16 protein-coding genes and 1 pseudogene are annotated in these 16,712 nt (G+C 70.5%); 6 read left to right on the forward strand and 11 right to left on the reverse strand.

The window, feature by feature from the left end:
- The 6 genes from ACTWQI_RS27965 to ACTWQI_RS27990 form a co-directional block, all read right to left on the reverse strand.
- The gene (locus ACTWQI_RS27965) at positions 1 to 867 is read right to left on the reverse strand and encodes an ABC transporter ATP-binding protein (protein WP_443274609.1); all 867 of its coding nucleotides are present in this window, start codon (positions 865 to 867) and stop codon (positions 1 to 3) included.
- Positions 857 to 1,849, reverse strand: coding sequence for a branched-chain amino acid ABC transporter permease (locus tag ACTWQI_RS27970; protein ID WP_443274611.1), 993 nt, complete (start codon positions 1,847 to 1,849; stop codon positions 857 to 859). Before ACTWQI_RS27970 ends, ACTWQI_RS27965 begins: the two co-directional genes overlap by 11 nt.
- Before the next feature lie 10 nt (positions 1,850 to 1,859).
- Positions 1,860 to 2,855, reverse strand: coding sequence for a branched-chain amino acid ABC transporter permease (locus tag ACTWQI_RS27975; protein ID WP_443274613.1), 996 nt, complete (start codon positions 2,853 to 2,855; stop codon positions 1,860 to 1,862).
- A gap of 127 nt (positions 2,856 to 2,982) precedes the next feature.
- A complete protein-coding gene (locus ACTWQI_RS27980) occupies positions 2,983 to 4,260 on the reverse strand; it encodes an APC family permease (protein ID WP_443274615.1) in 1,278 nt (425 codons plus the stop codon).
- A gap of 40 nt (positions 4,261 to 4,300) precedes the next feature.
- A complete protein-coding gene (locus ACTWQI_RS27985; RefSeq protein WP_443274617.1) occupies positions 4,301 to 4,549 on the reverse strand; it encodes a DUF397 domain-containing protein in 249 nt (82 codons plus the stop codon).
- Positions 4,546 to 5,367, reverse strand: a complete 822-nt coding sequence (locus tag ACTWQI_RS27990) for a helix-turn-helix domain-containing protein (protein ID WP_443274619.1) — start codon at positions 5,365 to 5,367, stop codon at positions 4,546 to 4,548. The genes ACTWQI_RS27985 and ACTWQI_RS27990 overlap by 4 nt, the downstream gene beginning before the upstream one ends.
- A gap of 196 nt (positions 5,368 to 5,563) precedes the next feature.
- Between ACTWQI_RS27990 and ACTWQI_RS27995 the strand changes: the two genes are divergently transcribed.
- On the forward strand, positions 5,564 to 5,965 hold the full coding sequence (locus tag ACTWQI_RS27995; RefSeq protein ID WP_443274621.1) for an ATP-binding protein: 402 nt from the start codon (positions 5,564 to 5,566) through the stop codon (positions 5,963 to 5,965).
- A gap of 6 nt (positions 5,966 to 5,971) precedes the next feature.
- On the opposite strand, the gene ACTWQI_RS28000 is transcribed toward ACTWQI_RS27995, so the two are convergent.
- Positions 5,972 to 6,808 (reverse strand): alpha/beta fold hydrolase, encoded by an 837-nt coding sequence (locus ACTWQI_RS28000; protein WP_443274622.1) that lies wholly within the window; start codon positions 6,806 to 6,808, stop codon positions 5,972 to 5,974.
- A gap of 119 nt (positions 6,809 to 6,927) precedes the next feature.
- Here ACTWQI_RS28000 and ACTWQI_RS28005 point away from each other — a divergent pair, with 119 nt between their 5' ends.
- The 4 genes from ACTWQI_RS28005 to ACTWQI_RS28020 all read left to right on the forward strand — a co-directional run bounded on the left by ACTWQI_RS28005 (position 6,928) and on the right by ACTWQI_RS28020 (position 9,449).
- Positions 6,928 to 7,173 (forward strand): type II toxin-antitoxin system Phd/YefM family antitoxin, encoded by a 246-nt coding sequence (locus ACTWQI_RS28005; protein WP_443274624.1) that lies wholly within the window; start codon positions 6,928 to 6,930, stop codon positions 7,171 to 7,173.
- Entirely contained in the window at positions 7,158 to 7,559 is a 402-nt protein-coding gene (locus ACTWQI_RS28010; RefSeq protein WP_443274625.1) for a PIN domain-containing protein, read from the forward strand. The genes ACTWQI_RS28005 and ACTWQI_RS28010 overlap by 16 nt, the downstream gene beginning before the upstream one ends.
- Before the next feature lie 68 nt (positions 7,560 to 7,627).
- Positions 7,628 to 8,254, forward strand: a complete 627-nt coding sequence (locus tag ACTWQI_RS28015) for a LysE family translocator (protein ID WP_443274627.1) — start codon at positions 7,628 to 7,630, stop codon at positions 8,252 to 8,254.
- A gap of 70 nt (positions 8,255 to 8,324) precedes the next feature.
- Positions 8,325 to 9,449, forward strand: a complete 1,125-nt coding sequence (locus ACTWQI_RS28020) for a M24 family metallopeptidase (protein WP_443274629.1) — start codon at positions 8,325 to 8,327, stop codon at positions 9,447 to 9,449.
- 362 nt (positions 9,450 to 9,811) lie between these two features.
- On the opposite strand, the gene ACTWQI_RS28025 is transcribed toward ACTWQI_RS28020, so the two are convergent.
- Positions 9,812 to 11,020 (reverse strand): hypothetical protein, encoded by a 1,209-nt coding sequence (locus tag ACTWQI_RS28025; RefSeq protein WP_443274631.1) that lies wholly within the window; start codon positions 11,018 to 11,020, stop codon positions 9,812 to 9,814.
- A gap of 132 nt (positions 11,021 to 11,152) precedes the next feature.
- Between ACTWQI_RS28025 and ACTWQI_RS28030 the strand changes: the two genes are divergently transcribed.
- Positions 11,153 to 11,881, forward strand: coding sequence for a 3-keto-5-aminohexanoate cleavage protein (locus ACTWQI_RS28030; protein WP_443274633.1), 729 nt, complete (start codon positions 11,153 to 11,155; stop codon positions 11,879 to 11,881).
- Between the two features lie 79 nt (positions 11,882 to 11,960).
- Here the strand turns inward: ACTWQI_RS28030 and treZ are convergent, their stop codons facing one another.
- From treZ to ACTWQI_RS28045, 3 genes and pseudogenes are all read right to left on the reverse strand, one after another.
- Positions 11,961 to 13,730, reverse strand: coding sequence for a malto-oligosyltrehalose trehalohydrolase (gene treZ, locus ACTWQI_RS28035; protein WP_443274635.1), 1,770 nt, complete (start codon positions 13,728 to 13,730; stop codon positions 11,961 to 11,963).
- A 41-nt stretch (positions 13,731 to 13,771) separates the two neighbouring features.
- A complete protein-coding gene (locus ACTWQI_RS28040) occupies positions 13,772 to 15,355 on the reverse strand; it encodes an ABC transporter substrate-binding protein (RefSeq protein WP_443274636.1) in 1,584 nt (527 codons plus the stop codon).
- A 77-nt stretch (positions 15,356 to 15,432) separates the two neighbouring features.
- Positions 15,433 to 16,712 (reverse strand): annotated as a pseudogene (locus ACTWQI_RS28045) (hypothetical protein); the annotation flags it as partial.

Here is a 16,712-nt window from a genome sequence, read left to right on the forward strand (position 1 = left end):
CTACTCCTCCTCCCCAGTCTCCTCGGTCGCCTCCGGTTCGTCGTGCTGCTTGCCCAGGTAGGCGTCCACGACGGCGGGGTTCCGGCCAATCGTGTGCGGCGGGCCCTCGGCCACCAGACGGCCGCCGGCCATGACGGCCACCCAGTCGCTGATGCCCATCACCACGTCCATGTCGTGCTCGACGAAGCACACGGTCAGGCCCTCGTCACGCAGCTGCGTGAGGTGCCCGAGCAGCGACTGGGTCAGCGCCGGGTTCACCCCGGCCGTCGGCTCGTCGAGCAGCACCATGGTCGGCCGGGCCATCAGCGCGCGGGCCAGCTCGAGCAGCTTGCGCTGCCCGCCGGAGAGCGTGCCCGCGTAGTCGTCACGCAGCTGCCCCAGCCGGAACCGGTCCAGCAGCTCGTCGGCCCTGCGCTCGATCTCCCGCTCCTCCCGGCGCCACAGTGGCGGCAGGAGCGCGGGCAGAATCCGCTCGCCGAGCTGCCCGGTCGCCGCGAGCTTCATGTTCTCCAGCACGGTGAGCCGGGCCAGCGTCCTGGTGAGCTGGAACGTACGGACCAGCCCGCGCCGCGCCACCTGGTGCGCCGTACGGCCGGTGAGCGGGCGCCCCTCGAACGACCATCGGCCGCCGTCGGCCCGGTCGAACCCGCTCACCACGTTGAACAGCGTCGTCTTCCCGGCGCCGTTGGGCCCGATGAGAGCCGTGATGGCCCCGCGCTGCACCTCGAGATGCCTGACCTCCACGGCGACGAGACCACCGAAGGTGCGGGTCACCTCATCGATGACGAGCAGCGGGTCGGGTTTGCGCACCCCGGGCTCCGGCGCGAGCCCCGCGAGGCGCCCGGCGGCGGCAGTGTCAGCGGGCACTGAGCATCATCTCCCTCCGGCTGCCGAGGAGGCCCTGCGGGCGGAACGCCATGAGCAGCATCAGAGCGACCCCGACGAGGGCGAAGCGAACGGCACCGATCTCCGACGCGCTGATCACGTCCGAGGGGATGTAGCCGACGTCGATGGCCTGCCGCAGCATGCTGTCCACGAAGGTCAGCACGAACCAGAACAGGACCGAGCCCACGATCGGACCCAGGATCCGCCCGGCGCCACCCAGCACGAGCAGGGTGTAGAGGAAGAACGTGACGACCGGGTCGAAGCTGTCCGGGTTCGCCGACTGCACCTGGATCGCCTGCAGCATTCCGGCGACCGCACCGATCACGCCGCCGAGTACGAGGCTCTGCATCTTGTACGCGTAGACGTTCTTGCCCAGGCTGCGCGCGGCGTCCTCGTCCTCGCGAATCGACCGGATGACGCGGCCCCACGGGCTGTGCACCAGCAGGGCGAGCAGCGCTGCGACCACGGCCACCAGTGACCACGCGACGATCAGCACCCACACGTCACGGGCGTTGAACTGCACCAGCCACACGCCGTAGGTCCCCCGCGGGACCGGGTTGATCGCGTAGAAGTCGTTGGCGAACCGCTGCAGCCCGAACACGCCGCCGGTGACCGGCTCGGCCCAGCTGGACCGGTAGAAGAGCCGGAGCGTCTCCCCGGCGGCGATGGTGGTGATGGCGAGGTAGTCGGCGCGCAGCCGCAGAGTCGGCAGGCCGAGCAGGACGGCGAGGACGATCCCGCAGGCCACCCCGGCCAGGACACCGGCCCACATCGGACCGCCGAACGTCGCCACCGTGATCGCCAGCCCGTAGGCGCCGACGAGCATGAAACCGACCTGGCCGAAGTTGAGCAGCCCGGTGTAGCCGAAGTGCAGGTTCAGCCCCAACGCGGCGAGCGCGTAGATGGCCGCGATGGGCCCGAAACCGGCCCGAAGGGCGTCGGAGAGGATGACCGAGAAGTCCATGCCGCACCCCTCACCCGACGCGTTCCCGGTGGCCGAGGATCCCCTGCGGACGGACGAGCAGCACGACGATGAGCGCCAGCAGTGCCCAGGCGTACTGCAGATCGGCGGGGAACCACAGGGTGGACATCTGCGCCACGATGCCGATGACGAGGCTGCCCACCATCGCGCCGTAGGCCGAACCGAGCCCGCCGAGGATGATCCCGGCGAACATCAGCAGCAGCAGCTTGAAGCCCATGTCCCAGTTGATGATCTCGACCAGGCCGAAGAACACCCCGCCGAGTGCGGCCAGGGCGCCGCCGAGCATCCAGACCACCAGCACCACGCGCTGCACATCGATGCCCGAGGCCGCCGCGAGGTCCCGGTTGACGGAGACGGCACGGATGGCGAGGCCGATCCGGGTCTTCTGCAGCAGCGCGGCGACGCCGAGCAGGACGAGGACCGACAGCACAGTGACGGTCAGGTCACGTGGGGTGATGCCCGCCGGGCCGAGGTCGATGGCGCGCTGGATGTCGTACTGGGCGTACGAGGACGGCCGCGTTCCGTAGAGCACGAGGACGACGTGCCGCAGCAGCAGCGACAAGCCGATGGTGACGATGAACAGGTTGATCAGCCCGGTGCCCCGGGCCCGCAATGGCCGGAACATGCCGCGCTCGATCAGCCCGCTCAGTACGGCACCGAAGGCGACCGCGGCGAGGGCGGCGGGGATCAGGTGCCAACGCGGCCCGGACGGGGTGACGTTGAGGAAGAACGCGAACGTGGCGCCGATGGTGACGAGCTCGCCGTGCGCGAAGTTGATCAGGTGGATGGTGCCGAATACCAGCGACAGGCCGACCGCGGTGATCGCGATGATGACGCCGAACTGGATGCCGTCGATCAGCGCCTGCAGGGCGCGCGCACCGAACGTCGGCCCGCGCGGAACCTCATCGCCCTGAGCCCAGGCGCTCCCTGCGGGCAGTACCACGAGCATCAGGGCGAGTGCCGGTACGAGCGACCGCTGATAGCGCACGGTAGGTCCGGTTTGTCACGAGCACCCTTGTTTGGCTCAGTTTAAGCAGAGATCGCGGAAGGTGCCTGCCGCGGCAGCCGGCCTCAGGGCGGGGACTCGACCGGGCGTGATACGCGCGGCGGTGAGGCTACGGCGTTCGGCGGGTGGTGATCGTGCGGCGTACTCCGTAGGCGGCGGTGCCGACGGCGAGCACTGCGGCTCCGGAGATTACCGAGGTGAGCGGGAGGGCGAAGGCCAGTACCAGGCAGCCGATCAGTCCGGCAGCGGGGATGAGGCGGGGCGGGCGGCCCTCGGCCGGGGTGAGGGTCCATGCGCTGGCGTTGGCGATGGCGTAGTAGGCCAGCACGCCGAAGGACGAGAACCCGATCGCCCCGCGCACATCCGCCGTCGCCGCCACGACCGTGACCACCGCGCCGACCGCCAGTTCGGCGCGGTGCGGCACGGCGAAGCGCGGGTGGACCGCGGCCAGTACGTGCGGCAGGTGCCGGTCGCGGGCCATCGCCAGGGTGGTCCGCGAGACCCCCAGGATGAGAGCCAGCAGCGAGCCGAGCGCGGCGACCGCGGCGCCGACGCGTACCACCGGCGCCAGGCCGGGAAGTCCGGCGGCGCGGACGGCGTCGGCGAGCGGTGCGGCCGCCGCGCCGAGGCCACCGCCGCCCAGGACGGTCAGAACGGCGACGGCGACCGCCGCGTAGACGGCGAGCGTGATGCCCAGAGCGAGCGGTACGGCACGGGGGATGGTGCGGGCCGGGTCGCGGACCTCCTCGCCGAGGGTGGCGATGCGCGCGTACCCGGCGAAGGCGAAGAACAGCAGCCCTGCGGCCTGCAACACCCCGCCGAGCGACGCATCCGCGCCGACGTCCAGCCGCGCCGCCTGGGCCGTATCGGACGTCAGGCAGGCGACCACCACGGCCGCGAGCACCGCCAGCACGACGGCGACGATCGCCCGGGTGAGCCAGGCGGACTTCTGCACCCCGGCGTAGTTGACCGCGGTCATCGCCACCACTGCGGCCGCCGCTACGGCATGCGCCTGGTCGGGCCACGCGTACGCGCCGACGGTCAGCGCCATCGCCGCGCAGGAGGCCGTCTTTCCGACCACGAAGGCCCAGCCGGCCAGATAGCCCCAGAAGTCGCCGAGGCGCTCGCGGCCGTAGACGTAGGTGCCGCCGGAGGCGGGGTAGCGGGCGGCCAGCCGTGCGGAGGAGGTGGCGTTGCAGTACGCGACCACGGCGGCGAGGGCCAGTCCGACCAGCAGCCCCGACCCGGCTGCGCGCGCCGCCGGTGCCAGCGCGGCGAAGATCCCCGCGCCGATCATCGACCCGAGGCCGATCACCACCGCGTCCAAGACTCCGAGCTGCCGCCGCAGCTCCTCCGGCGCCGCGGGGGCGGCCGATGACTTGCTCATGCCTTACTCCTTGGGCGGCACGCCCGCGTAGGCCTTGCTGTCAGCTCCGGTCGGCGACGTACGCGACGAATTCTGACCAGGTGGCGGGGGAGAAGGCGAGCTGCGGGCCGTCTTTGTCCTTGGAGTCCCGGACGTGGACCGTCTCGGGGGAAGTGGCGATCTCGACGCAGTCGTCGCCGTCGCCGCTGCTGTAGCTGGACTTGCGCCAGGAGAGGGCGACTTCGACGCAGCTGTCGCCCTCGGGGCCGCTGTAGCTGCTCTTGAACCACGCCAGCTCGCTGGTGCTCATAGCGCTCCTCGCATTTCCGTGAGCAGACTCGCGGAGTCCGCTGGGGTGAGAGCCTGTGAGCGCATCTTGGCATAGCGCTGGAGCATCACGCTGACCCCTTTCGGGTCAGAGATCAACTGGTTGTGACGGTTGCCCTCGGTGTAGCCGAGCCACTGGTGGTCCGGTGTCTCGAGCACTTGCAGGGAACCGTCGTGGCCCGCGTGGTCCGGCTGGTGCAGCGGCATGATCTGGAGCTCAACATTCCACAGTTCGGCGCAGGCGAGTAGATGGTCGATGAGTTCCTTGGTGACCTCGATGCCGCCCGTATGCCGTTCGAGGAGGGCTTGCTCGACGATGAAGCTGAACGCGATGGGTGGCTTGCGGTGGAGGAGCTTCTGACGGGCGAGTCGGGCGGCGATCCGCTCCTCGACCAATTCCTCGGTGGGCGGCGGGGGGACGCTCAAAACGATCGTGCGGATGTACGCCTCGGTCTGTAAGAGCCCGGGGATAACCCGACACTCGTACATGGCCAAGCTGACCGCTTGTTCCTCAAGCCCCGCCCAATGGCGGAACCAGGACGCCAACCCCGGCTGGCGCGAAAGGTGCCGCGCCGCCGCCCGTAACGTCCCGAACGCGTCCAGCGCCTCCTCCGCCCGCTCGACGAAGTCCGCTGGTGGCAGGCGCCGTCCCTGCTCGATCGAGGCGACCGTCTGCGGTGAGTACCGCACCAGTGGGGCCAGGCCCTCCTGGGTCAGGCCTGCCCGTTCGCGAAATACCTTGGCCACGGCGCCGAACGCCTTGAGGCTGCCCGACGATTCCGGCTCGTTGTTGCCCGACATGTCCCGCCCACCTCCGGTACGCCCCGGCCCTCCGATCAATTCGCCCATCATTACGGTCAGTTACTCGTACTGTCCACCCTGAGTACCCGTACGCTGACCCTGCGTACGAGTCGTAAGCCTGGTCAACAGCCCTCGGGACCGTCATCGTGGGTGCATGCCAGTCCAAGCTCATCCTCAACTCCCCGTCACCGTCAGTATGTTCAGGCGGCGTTTCAGCTCCACTCGACTCGGGGCGCGCCTCGCCCGGCATCTCACTCTGCGCCGACTGGAGGAGTGGGGCATCCCCCTCCGCACCGAGCTCTCCGACCGCGCCGCCCTGATCGTCGCCGAGCTCGCCGCGAACGCGGTGACCCACGGCCGGGTCCCGGGGCGGGACTTCGAGATGTGCCTCAGCCTGCTGCCCGACACGCTCCGGATCGAGGTCAGTGACACCCGTACCGAGCGGCGACCGCCGTTACCCGTCGCCGTCTCCGTCCCACCCTGCGACTGCGAGGCGGGGCGAGGGCTCGTTCTCGTCTCCGCCCTGGCGGCTCGCTGGACGGTCGTCGACCGGTTCCCCGTCGGCAAGACCGTCCGGGCGGAGCTCAACCGCGTCTGAGCGGCCTCAGGCCTTCAGGAAGTCCAGCAGGGCTTCGTTGAACTGTGCGTGGTGCGTGGTGTTGATCCCGTGCGGGCCGCCCTCAATGACCACGAACCGGCTGCCCGCGACGGCCTCGTGCGTACGCTTCCCGCTGGCCTCGAGCGGCACGATCGCGTCCGAGTCGCCGTGGACGACCAGCGTGGGCACGGTGAACTTCGCGAGGTCGTCGCGGAAGTCGGTGCGTGAGTATGCGGCGATGCAGTCGAGCGTGCCCTTGGGGGAGGCGGCCGCGGCGATGTCACGGTGATATGCGCGTTGCACCTCGCTGACCAGATCGTGCCGTTCGCCCGCGGCGAAGAAGGTGGTGCAGAAGAGGTCCACGAAGGCAATCCGGTCGCGGATCACGTTGTCCTCGAAGGTGGCGATGGTCGCATCGTCGAACGCGCCGTCCGGGTTGGCGTCGGACTTGTGCAGATACGGAGTCACGGCCGCGGCGAAGATGGCCTTCGTGACCCGCCGCGTCCCGTACGCGCCGATGTACCGGGCCACCTCGCCGCCGCCCATCGAGAAGCCGACCAGCGCCGCATCACGCAGGTCCAGGTACTCCACCAGGGTGTGCAAATCGGCGGTGAAGGTGGCGTAGTCGTAACCGCCCCAGGGCTGGGAGGACTTTCCGAAACCGCGGCGGTCGTAGGTGATCACCCGGTACCCGGCATCCACCAGCGGGCCCACCTGGTACTCCCAGGACCGGCTGCTCAGTGGCCAGCCATGGATGAGGATCACCGGCCTGCCCTGGCCGTGATCCTCGTAGTAGAGCTCGATGGGGGTGTCGTTCTCGGTGCCCACGGTCAGCATCGCCATGCTGGCACCGTAAGCCGCCGGCGGTGTGTCCCGCCTGCTGGGCAATCCGTTGGGGCGACCGGCCGGAGCTCGACCGACTTCCCATCGAGCGGGAGGAATCAGATATTTCCATGAGGACAATGACTGCGACCGAAGTATCGAGGAACTTCGCGTCGGTCCTGGACCGTGCCGAGCATGGCGAGACCATCGTGATCACGCGTGGAGGCCGGAGGCTGGCCACGCTCGGCCCGGCCTCGGCCGGGAACGGTGCCGCGCTGAAGGACTTCTTCGCCAGCCACCGCCCCGACCCGGCCTTCGCCGAGGATGTTGCCTCCGTCCGCGACCTGCTCTCTGACGAGACGAGCGCGATGTGGCCCGACGCCTGATCCTCGACACCGGTGTCCTGATCCGAGCCGAGCGCGGCGTGACGGACCTCGGGGCGCTCATGGAGGGGGACGACGACGTGGCACTCGCGGCCGTGACGGTCGCCGAGCTGCAGTACAGCGTGGAGCTCGCCAACGACGGCGACCGCGACCGGCGCCAGGAGTTCGTCGACGGCATCCTCGCTCTGGTCCCGGTGGAGGACTACACCACCGATACTGCACGGGTCCATGCTCGCCTGCTGGCCCATGTCCGCCGCGCCGGACAGCCGCGAGGCGCTCACGACCTGCTCATCGCTGCGACCGCCGCTGCCACCGTGCGCACCATCGTGACCATTGACGCCAAGGCGGCTTTCGGCGACCTGCCTGGGGTGCGGGCCATCTCATTCTGACTACGCTCACCCGCAACTGGGATCAAATTCGCTGGCGCGGCAGGTGGGGGCGGGCCGACGATGGCGGGATGCTGAGCACCCTTCTCGCCTTCCTCGGCGCCTGCCTGCTGATCGCCGCCTCTCCTGGACCGAGCACCGTGTTGATCATCCGGCAGTCGCTGCAGAGCAGGCGCGCCGGGTTTCTCACCGTGCTCGGCAATGAGACCGGGGTCTTCATTTGGGGTGTGGTGGCGGCCTTCGGGCTCACCGCGCTGCTCGCGGCCTCCCAGGTCGCGTACGACGTGATGCGGGTCGTCGGCGCCGTCGTCCTGATCGGCTTCGGGGTGCAGGCCATCCGGTCCGCGCGGCGTGGCCATGGGGCGGGGGCGGCCGACGGTCCCGCGCGGGAGGCGCAGGTGCCGTCCTGGCGCGCCTACCGCGCCGGGCTGCTGATGAACCTGGCCAACCCGAAGTGCGCGGTCTTCGCCATGTCCTTCCTTCCCCAGTTCGTCCCGGCGGGTGCCCCCGAGCTGCCGACGATGGTCGCGCTGGCCGCGCTCTGGGCGGTCTTCGAGATCGGTTACTACGGCCTGTACGTCTGGTTCGTCGGCCGGATGAAGAAGCTCTTCGACCGGGCCGCAGTGCGGCGTCGGCTGGAGCAGGTCTCGGGCGGTGTGCTGGTGGCTCTCGGCGTCCGGATGGCCCTGGAGGGCTGACTCCCGGTACCGCGTGGGTCGTGGCCTTGGGATGCTCGGAGGAGAGGTCGAACACCGATGAGGAGACCGGATGAGCGACGTGCCCGCCCCCTTCACCACCGAGGACTACGCCCGGCGAATGGAGCGTGCCGCCCGGGCCGCCCACGAGGCTGGGCTCGCCGGATTGCTGGTCACCCCCGGGCCGGATCTCGTGCACCTCACGGGCTATCAGCCGACGGCCGTCACCGAGCGGCTCACCCTGCTGGTCCTCTCGGCGGGACACGACCCGGTGCTCGTGGTACCCACCCTGGAGCGCGGCGACGCGGAGCGGGCGACCGGGGCGGGGGCGCTCACCATCCGCGACTGGACGGACGGCAAGGACCCGTACGCGGTCGCCGCTCCGCTGCTGGACCCCTCGGGGCGCTACGGCATCAGCGACAACGCCTGGGCGCTGCACCTGCTCGGGCTCCGCGACGCCCTGCCCGGCATCGGCTACGCGGCACTGACTGACTGCCTGCCCATGCTGCGTGCGGTCAAGGACGCCGCCGAGCTCGAACGGCTCGCGGCTGCCGGAGCCGCCGCCGACGCCGCGTACGAGGAGATCCTCCGCGTTCGCTTCACCGGCCGGCGGGAGTCCGACATCGCCACGGAACTCGCCCATCTGCTGACCCAACTCGGCCACTCCCAGGTCGACTTCACCGTCGTCGGCTCGGGGCCGAACGGCGCCGACCCCCACCACGAGGCGGGCGATCGGGTGATCCGGCAGGGTGACATGGTCGTCCTCGACTTCGGCGGCCTGAAGCACGGCTACGGCTCCGACACCTCCCGTACGGTCCACGTCGGCGAGCCGACCGCCGAGGAGCAGGCCGTGCACGACGTCGTCCGCGCGGCGCAGCAGGCCGCCTTCGAGGCGGTACGGCCCGGGATCGCCTGCCAGGAGGTGGACCGGGCGGCGCGGGCGGTCATCACGGAGGCCGGGTACGGGGAGCGGTTCATCCACCGCACCGGGCACGGCATCGGCGTGACCACGCATGAGCCGCCGTACATGGTCGAAGGGGAGGAGCAGACGCTGGTGCCTGGGATGTGCTTCTCCGTCGAGCCGGGGGTCTATCTGCCGGGGCGGTTCGGCGTACGGATCGAGGACATCGTCACCGTCACGGAGGCCGGCGGTCGCCGCCTCAACAACACGCCCCGGGAACTCGCGATCGTGGAGTGACGTGGTGCGGCAACGCCGTTCGGGGGGTGCGCGCCAGGCCTGCCCGTCTGGTGCACTGGGTCGACGTGCTCAGCACGCCCGACCGGCGAGCGCAGCCCTTATGCGGCGGCATACCTCGTTCACGTGCGCATCGTCCGGGGAACGGCCGACGGTGAACATAGCCATTTGCAGAGCTGGTCCGTAGGCATCGTGTTCCCCCATGTCCTTCTTGAGGACGGGCTGAACGACGAAGTGGATGTGTCCAGGCCTCGCCCCTGCATGCGACCAAAGACAGGCGTACACCTGCTCAGGTTCCATGACCGAAGTAACGGCCTGACTGACTCGCTGCAGCAGAGGACCGAGTTCGTTGGACTCCTCTGCTGTCAAAGCTGCGAGGTGGACCACGTGCCTGACCGGCTTGACCACCATGGTGCCCACACCCAGTGGCCCGACACAGTGCTCGACAACCCAGTGCGCCGTGCGGAGGACCGTCCCGCCCGGTAGCGGCGCGGCTCCGGCGATGAGGTCACACGCCAGGCACGCACCAGAGCCGTCAGCTTCGGCCGACATGATCCCCCCATAATTGCTGGCTGCCCGGAAGGCAATTGGATCACAGCCGCGTTCGTCGTCTCTCTAGCGGCGGAGGCCGAACTGGTCCGGCCCGAACTGGCGAAGGCTCTCGTGCGCCTCGCGCAGTGCTCGCGCGCGTGCCCCGCCCCCGCCTCCTCCGGTTTGCCCCAAGCCTCAGGATGCAGATACGTACCGCGCTCCTCCTCCGGCTTGGACTCCTCCGCAACGAACGGGTGCGCCCGCACGAAACGGTCCCGCCGGACGCCGCTGACCTGCCATGACACCTTCACCTCGGGGCGGTCGGTGGCGATGGTGAACCGGTTGTCGCGGACCTCTTCCGACACGATCGCCTGGGCGAAGGAGCCGACGACCGTGAGCTGGTACCGGAAGTCCTCGTTCAGCTCCTCGCAGTACTCCGGCAGCTCGATGACCGCCGCCCCGTCGCTGTTCGTCACGACCGTGCCGCTGTAGATGTTCAGCTGTTCGTCGGACTCCACGAAGGAGTGCCGCAGGTAGCGGTTCTCCGGGTCGAGCGGGTGGTCGATCTCGAACCCGCCGGAGGCTTTGGTCAGGTTGCCGTTGACGGCCACCCTCCCGTTGAAGTATCCGGCCCAGCCCTCTGTGGCCTTGCCCCAGACGCCGTACGCCGCGGGGCCGAAGTTCGCCTCGCCGAGCACCCCAACGCTGTCCACCCCGGAGGCCACTCCCGCGACCGCGACGACGGCACGCCCGTTGCGATCGGTCAACCCCCGCACGCCGAATACGCCATGGGACCACCCTTCCGTACCGGTTCCCTCCTCGCTGCCCCCGATCACCCCGTGGCCGGCGTGGCCCCAGAGCCCCGTCGAATTCGGGTCTTGCGGGGCGATCCCGAACGCCCCGACCTTGGGCGCCTCGGCGATGATCGCGACAGAGCTCGTGGAGGTCACGGCAAGAGCTTCCCTGGGGGCCGAGGCGCGCAGCTCGGTCTTGTCCGTCCCGGCGTCGTTGGTCGTGCCGAACTTCATTGGTCCCGTGGTCATTGCGAGTCCCTCCGCGCGGAGTCGTCACGGCCATGGCGGTCGTGGCCATGGAACACCGAGATGGGGGCCACGTCGCGGGGAGGCAGCTGTTCGGAGTAGGGCGTGTCGGTGGTTGCTGGCATAGTCGCGGCCATGCTGCAGGTATGTCTGAACGGGGCGCGAGCGCGCGAGGAGTGCCGGTCTCTGCCTGTGTCGCCCAGCGAGCTGGCTGCGGAAGCCGCACGGGCTGTAGCCGCCGGGGCCGAAGACATTCACCTTCACCCCAAAGATGCCGAGGGGCTTGATTCGCTGGAGCCGGACGTGGTCGCGCACGCGGTGACTGCGGTGCGTCGTATCGTCCCGCCTGATGTGCAGATCGGGGTCACGACCGGGGCATGGGCAGCCCCGGACCCCGAGCAGCGTGCGGCACTGGTGCGTTCCTGGACCGTGCTGCCCGACCATGCCTCGGTGAACTGGCACGAGGAAGGCGCCGAGCAGGTGGCTGAGGCGCTGTTTGACCGCGGAGTTGGCGTTGAAGCAGGCATCTATTCGGGAACAGATGCGGCACGCCGGTTCTGCGCCTCGCCGTTTCCGGGTCGGGTCCTGCGGGTGCTGGCTGAGGTCACTGACGTCAATGCGGCCACGGCCGGGGAAGCTGCCGTGGCTCTGGTGAAGGAGCTGGGCCCGGTTCGGCCGACACCGGTGCTGCTGCATGGAGAAGAAGGCGGCGCATGGTCTGTGCTGCGGGTGGCGGCCCGGCTGGGCCTAGATGCGAGGATCGGCCTGGAAGATGTCCTGTTCCTGCCCGACGGCTCCGTCGCAGCTGACAACGCCGCACTCGTGCAGGTGGCGCGGACGCTCCTGGCGGCCACGGGGCAATAGCACCTGGTGTCGCACGTTCTCGAACGGCGCCTCGAACAAGGAAGGGCGCGAAACCGCGCCGGAGTGCAACAACGACGAGCTAAGTGGCGGCCAAGACCGCAGCGGACTCTGAGGGGAGGTGGAGGAGGCCGTCGGGTGTCGGCGGGGTGCAGGGCTTCCATGCGGCCAGGACTTCCGACTGGTCCGTCCCGATCGGGACCTTCGCCGTCGTCACGGAGAGGTTGACGGCCACCCGCACGTCGCCGCGCCGTACGGTCAGCCAGCGCTGCTGCGTGTCGTACGCGACCCGGACCGTCGACAGGTCCGCGTCGGTCAGCTCGGGGCGGGCGCGGCGCACCGCGATCAGCTCGCGGTGCCAGGCCAGAAGTCGGGCGTGCGGCTCTCGCTCCGGCTCCGTCCAGTCCAGGCAGGAGCGGTCGCGGGTGGCGGGGTCCTGGGGATCGGGGATGTCCGTCTCGGCCCAGCCGTGAGCGGCGAACTCCCTGCGGCGGCCACGGCGTACCGCCTCGGCCAGCTCCGGGTCGGTGTGGTCGGTGAAGAACTGCCACGGCGTGCGGGCCCCCCACTCCTCGCCCATGAAGAGCATCGGGGTGAAGGGGGAGGTGAGGACGAGCGCCGCGGCGCAGGCGAGCAGCCCAGGGGAGAGATGGGCGGACAGCCGGTCGCCCAGGGCCCGGTTGCCGATCTGATCGTGTGTCTGGGCGTAGGCGAGCAGCCGGTGCGCCGGGGTGGTGCGCGGGTCCAGGGGGTGGCCGTGGGCGCGGCCCCGGAACGTGGAGTACGTGCCGTCGTGGAAGAAGCCACCGGCCAGGGTTTTGGCGAGGGCGGCGAGCGGGTCGCGTGCGAAGTCCGCGTAGTACCCCTGGGACTCCCCGGTGAGTGCGGTGTGCAGGGCGTGGTGGAAGTCGTCGTTCCACTGTGCGTGCAGACCGTGGCCGCCCGCTTCCCGCGGGGTGGTGGTCCGTGGGTCGTTGAGGTCGGACTCGGCGATGAGGAAGAGCGGTCGCCCGGTCCGCGCGGACAGCCCGTCCACCGCGGCGGTCAGCTGGGCCAGGAAATGCCGGGCGCGGGTGTCGTGCAAGGCGTGGACCGCGTCGAGGCGGAGGCCGTCGAGACGGTAGTCGCGCAGCCAGGCCAGCGCACTGCCCAGCAGATAGGCGCGGACCTCGTCGGAGCCCGGCGCGTCGAGATTCACGGCCGCGCCCCAGGGGGTGTGGTGGGTGTCGGTGAAGTACGGCCCGAACGCCGGAAGGTGGTTGCCCGACGGCCCGAGGTGGTTGTGCACCACGTCCAGGACCACGCCAAGGCCGTGCCCGTGCGCCGTGTCGACGAAGCGCCGCAGCCCGTCCGGTCCGCCGTACGGCTCGTGCACCGCCCACGGCGACACGCCCTCGTACCCCCAGCCGTGCGTGCCGGGGAAGGGGCACACCGGCATCAGCTCGATGTGGGTGATCCCCAACTCCGCCAGGTGGCCCAGTCGTTCGGCTGCAGCGTCGAAGGTGCCCGCGCGGGTGTAGGTGCCGATGTGCAGCTCGTACAGCACCGCGCCGGGCAGCGGCCTTCCGTACCACGGGTGGCGCCAGGTGAAGCGGGACGAGTCGACGACGGCACTGAGGCCGTCCGGACCGTCCGGCTGCCGGCGGGAACGGGGGTCGGGCAGGGGTCCCCCATGCCGGAGGCCAGGGGAGGGACCGCCGTCGAGCGCGTAGCCGTAGCGGGTGCCATGCCCTGCGGGTGCCTGCACCCGCCACCAGCCCGCGCGGGCCGGGTCGCGCTCCATGGGGTACGTGGCGCCCTCCGCATGGAGATCCACCCGCTCCTTCTCAGGCGCCCACACCTCGAACAGCATTGCCGGCTCCTCGCCCTCGGCTCCTCGCCCTCGCTCGTCGGTCAGCTGGGGTCCTGGTCGGGCGGCCGGATGTCGTCCTCGGTCAGCGGAGCACCGGAGCGGGCCGAGACGTCCAGGGTGTGCACCGTGCCGTCCGGCTCTATCTCGATGATCGGCACCGCCTTGCGCTCGGGGGAGCCGTCCGTGCGCACGGAGATGATCCCGCTCGCGCCTTTCACCGATTCCACTCCGTGCAGCGAGTTCCAGATCTGAATGATGTCCGAGCCGGTGACCCGTCCGCTCGCGTCCGAGTGGCTGGCCGCGAGCCGCACTCCCAGCACCGCAGTGAGCACGGCGTCATGGCCCATGATGGCCTGACCGTCGTCGAGTGTCTCTTCGGAGAACGCCGTACGGTACCGGCCCTTTCCCTCGAAGGACTGCACGCCCCAGCCGGGAAAGACGTTCTTCCGCTTCTCCCAGGCCCCCTGGTGGGCCAGGCCGGTGTAGAGCAGCCGTACGTTCCCGCTCCGCAGCGTCTCCTTGATCTGGTCGAACCCCGTGGCCTGTGCCGACTGCGAGACGTCGTCCCCGGAGAGGACGACCAGCTCGCGGTGGGTGCACGGACGACCCTTCAGCGGGGAGAGGAAGCGGGGCAGGTCGACGCCTCGGCCCGCGAAGTAGACGACGTCCGGCTGCGCGGCACACAGTTGGGACATCCGGGTCTTGAAGGCGGTGCCCACGCCGCCCTGGGACGAGTCGTACTCCTCGACCGCCCCGGCCAGCCGGTCGCGGGGGAAGGCCCGCAGAAACGCGTCGCTCAGGGTGCGGGTGTACTGGTCGTCGCCCCGGGAGTCCCGGATGACCAGCACCCGCTTGTCGGCGTACGGCTTCCGGCGCAGGAGAGCCGCGGCGGCGGCCGCCTCGTCGGAGTTGGTCGGGGCGGCCCGTACCAGGCCTCTGACCCTGCTCAGCGTGTCGGCGGTGAGAACCGAGCCGACGGCGGCCAGTTGCAGCCCGCCGTCCTCCTTGTGCGCCGTGATCGTACGGATCATCTTCTCCGTGGCGTCCGTGCTGGTGCCGAGGCCCGCGACGGCGACGATGTGGTCCGGCTCGATGCGCTCGCGGATCCGGTCGAGGGCGGCGGTGCGCTGCTCATCGGTGGTGCCGCTGTTGGCGAGCAGCAGCCTGATCTTGGGTGCCGCGTCGTACTTGTAGGTGTGGTTGGCCTCGTACTGGGCGGTGTACGCGCCCTGCACCTCGTGCCGTACGGAATCGGGCGTGTTCGAGTCCCCGGGCCGGGGGATCAACGGCATCAGATAGACGACGCTGACGTAACTCGGGCCGTTCTGCTTCCCGCTCGCCGCGATGACGCGGGCGTTTTCCTTGCGGATCAGCTCGGATACGTGCGCGAGGTTGTCCCCGTACTCCTTCGAGCCGTCCGAGAAGTGGTGCGAGCCGTCGGTCACGCCGATGCACTGCTCCGGGTCGCCCACCCGGTCGACGCCGGGCGCGCAGGATCTGTCCTCGGGCCGCAGCGCCCAGACCAGGACGCTTGCGAGGAGGGCGAGCAGGGCGACGGCCGACACCGCGTTCCAGGGCCAGCGGGCCCACCACGGGGGTTCGTCTACCCAAGGTCCAGGCGACATGGCGGAGTTCCCTTCCCTCGGCGAGGAGGTCGGTCGGCGAGGCGGTCGGTCGGCGGAGGCGGTCGGCCGGCGAGCGGTCAGTCGGCGTAGCGGGCGGCCTCGTCCAGCAGCGTGTCGGCATCCGCGTCGGCCGCCATGGCCAGCTGCCGGAACATCGCGCCGATCTTGTAGTTGAGCTGGGGGCGTCCCGGGGGAAGGCGGTTGCGCGGATCACCGGCTAGCCACAGGGCGGCGGACAGCTCCGCCAGAGGGCGGCCGCGGTCGCGGTCCGCGTACGCCTCGGGCGCGTGCTCCCGGGCCAGTTCACCGGCGCGGCGGTGCGGCGGGGCGTCCGACAGCTGGGCGCGGTAGAGCGGGGCCGCGGTCACGTGGTAGAGCTCGCGCAGCCACGGCCGCAGATCGGGTGCGGCGAGACCGTCGATGAAGTAGCGGACCACCTCATCGAGTTGGTCGAGCGACAGCCGGTGGTACAGCGAGTCCAGCGGCTGGCCGTGGCGGTGGTGCCAGTCCGCGAGTACGCGGTGGATGGACTGCCACTCCTCCTCCGAGCCGGTCGGCGGACCGGACAGCTCGTCGAGCAGCAGCAGGCGCAGCCACGGATGCAGGACCGGGCGGCCGTCGTAGGTGGTGTCGGGGACATCGCCGCCCGGGGCACCGGCCGACAGGCGCAGATAGCCCGACGGGCCGGTGCCACCGCGGGTGCTCGCGTCCTCCGGGACCGGCCGGGACAGCCACAGCCGGTTGCGCAGCTCACGCATCACCGTGTCCCGGGCGTGCTCCGGCTGATCGTTCAACAGGCCGGAGTTGACGGCGGCCTTCGGGGTACGGGCGGCGGCGATCCGGGTCGCGGCGGCCCGCTGGCCGTCGGTGAGACCGGTCAGCAGATAGTCGCGGACGGAGGCGGCGAGCTGAGGTCTGCTCGTGGGAACGGGGCCTCCGTCTCCGGCCGCGGGCGGCAGCAGGGGCGTGTCCAGCAGACCTCGCAGGTCCTCCCGGTCGTGCTCGATCAGCCGGTCGATGGCCGTGTGCAGCCGGCCCACGCTCCAGGGGTGTCCGTAGGTGAGCCGGTGCACCAGCGGCGTCGCGCGGGCCAGCGCCCCGGTTTCGGGCCGTCCCGTCCGGCGGGCTGCCTCCGCCTCGTACCGCCCGGCCTCCAGCGTGACCTCGACCCCGTCCAGATCGCGCAGCCGCACCGGATACCACCAGTCGGACAGCGGTGTGCCGGCGCGGGCCCGCCAGGCGGTGTACGAGGTCTCGGCGGGGCGGTGGATGTGCGGGTCGTCGGGGCGGCCGTCGGACGGTCCGGGCACCGCCTGCGTGGTGGCGCTGGTCGCCACGCCCAGCAGCGGGTCGTACG

This window comes from Streptomyces sp. KR80 (assembly GCF_052245555.1).
In the GTDB taxonomy this organism is placed as follows: domain Bacteria; phylum Actinomycetota; class Actinomycetes; order Streptomycetales; family Streptomycetaceae; genus Streptomyces.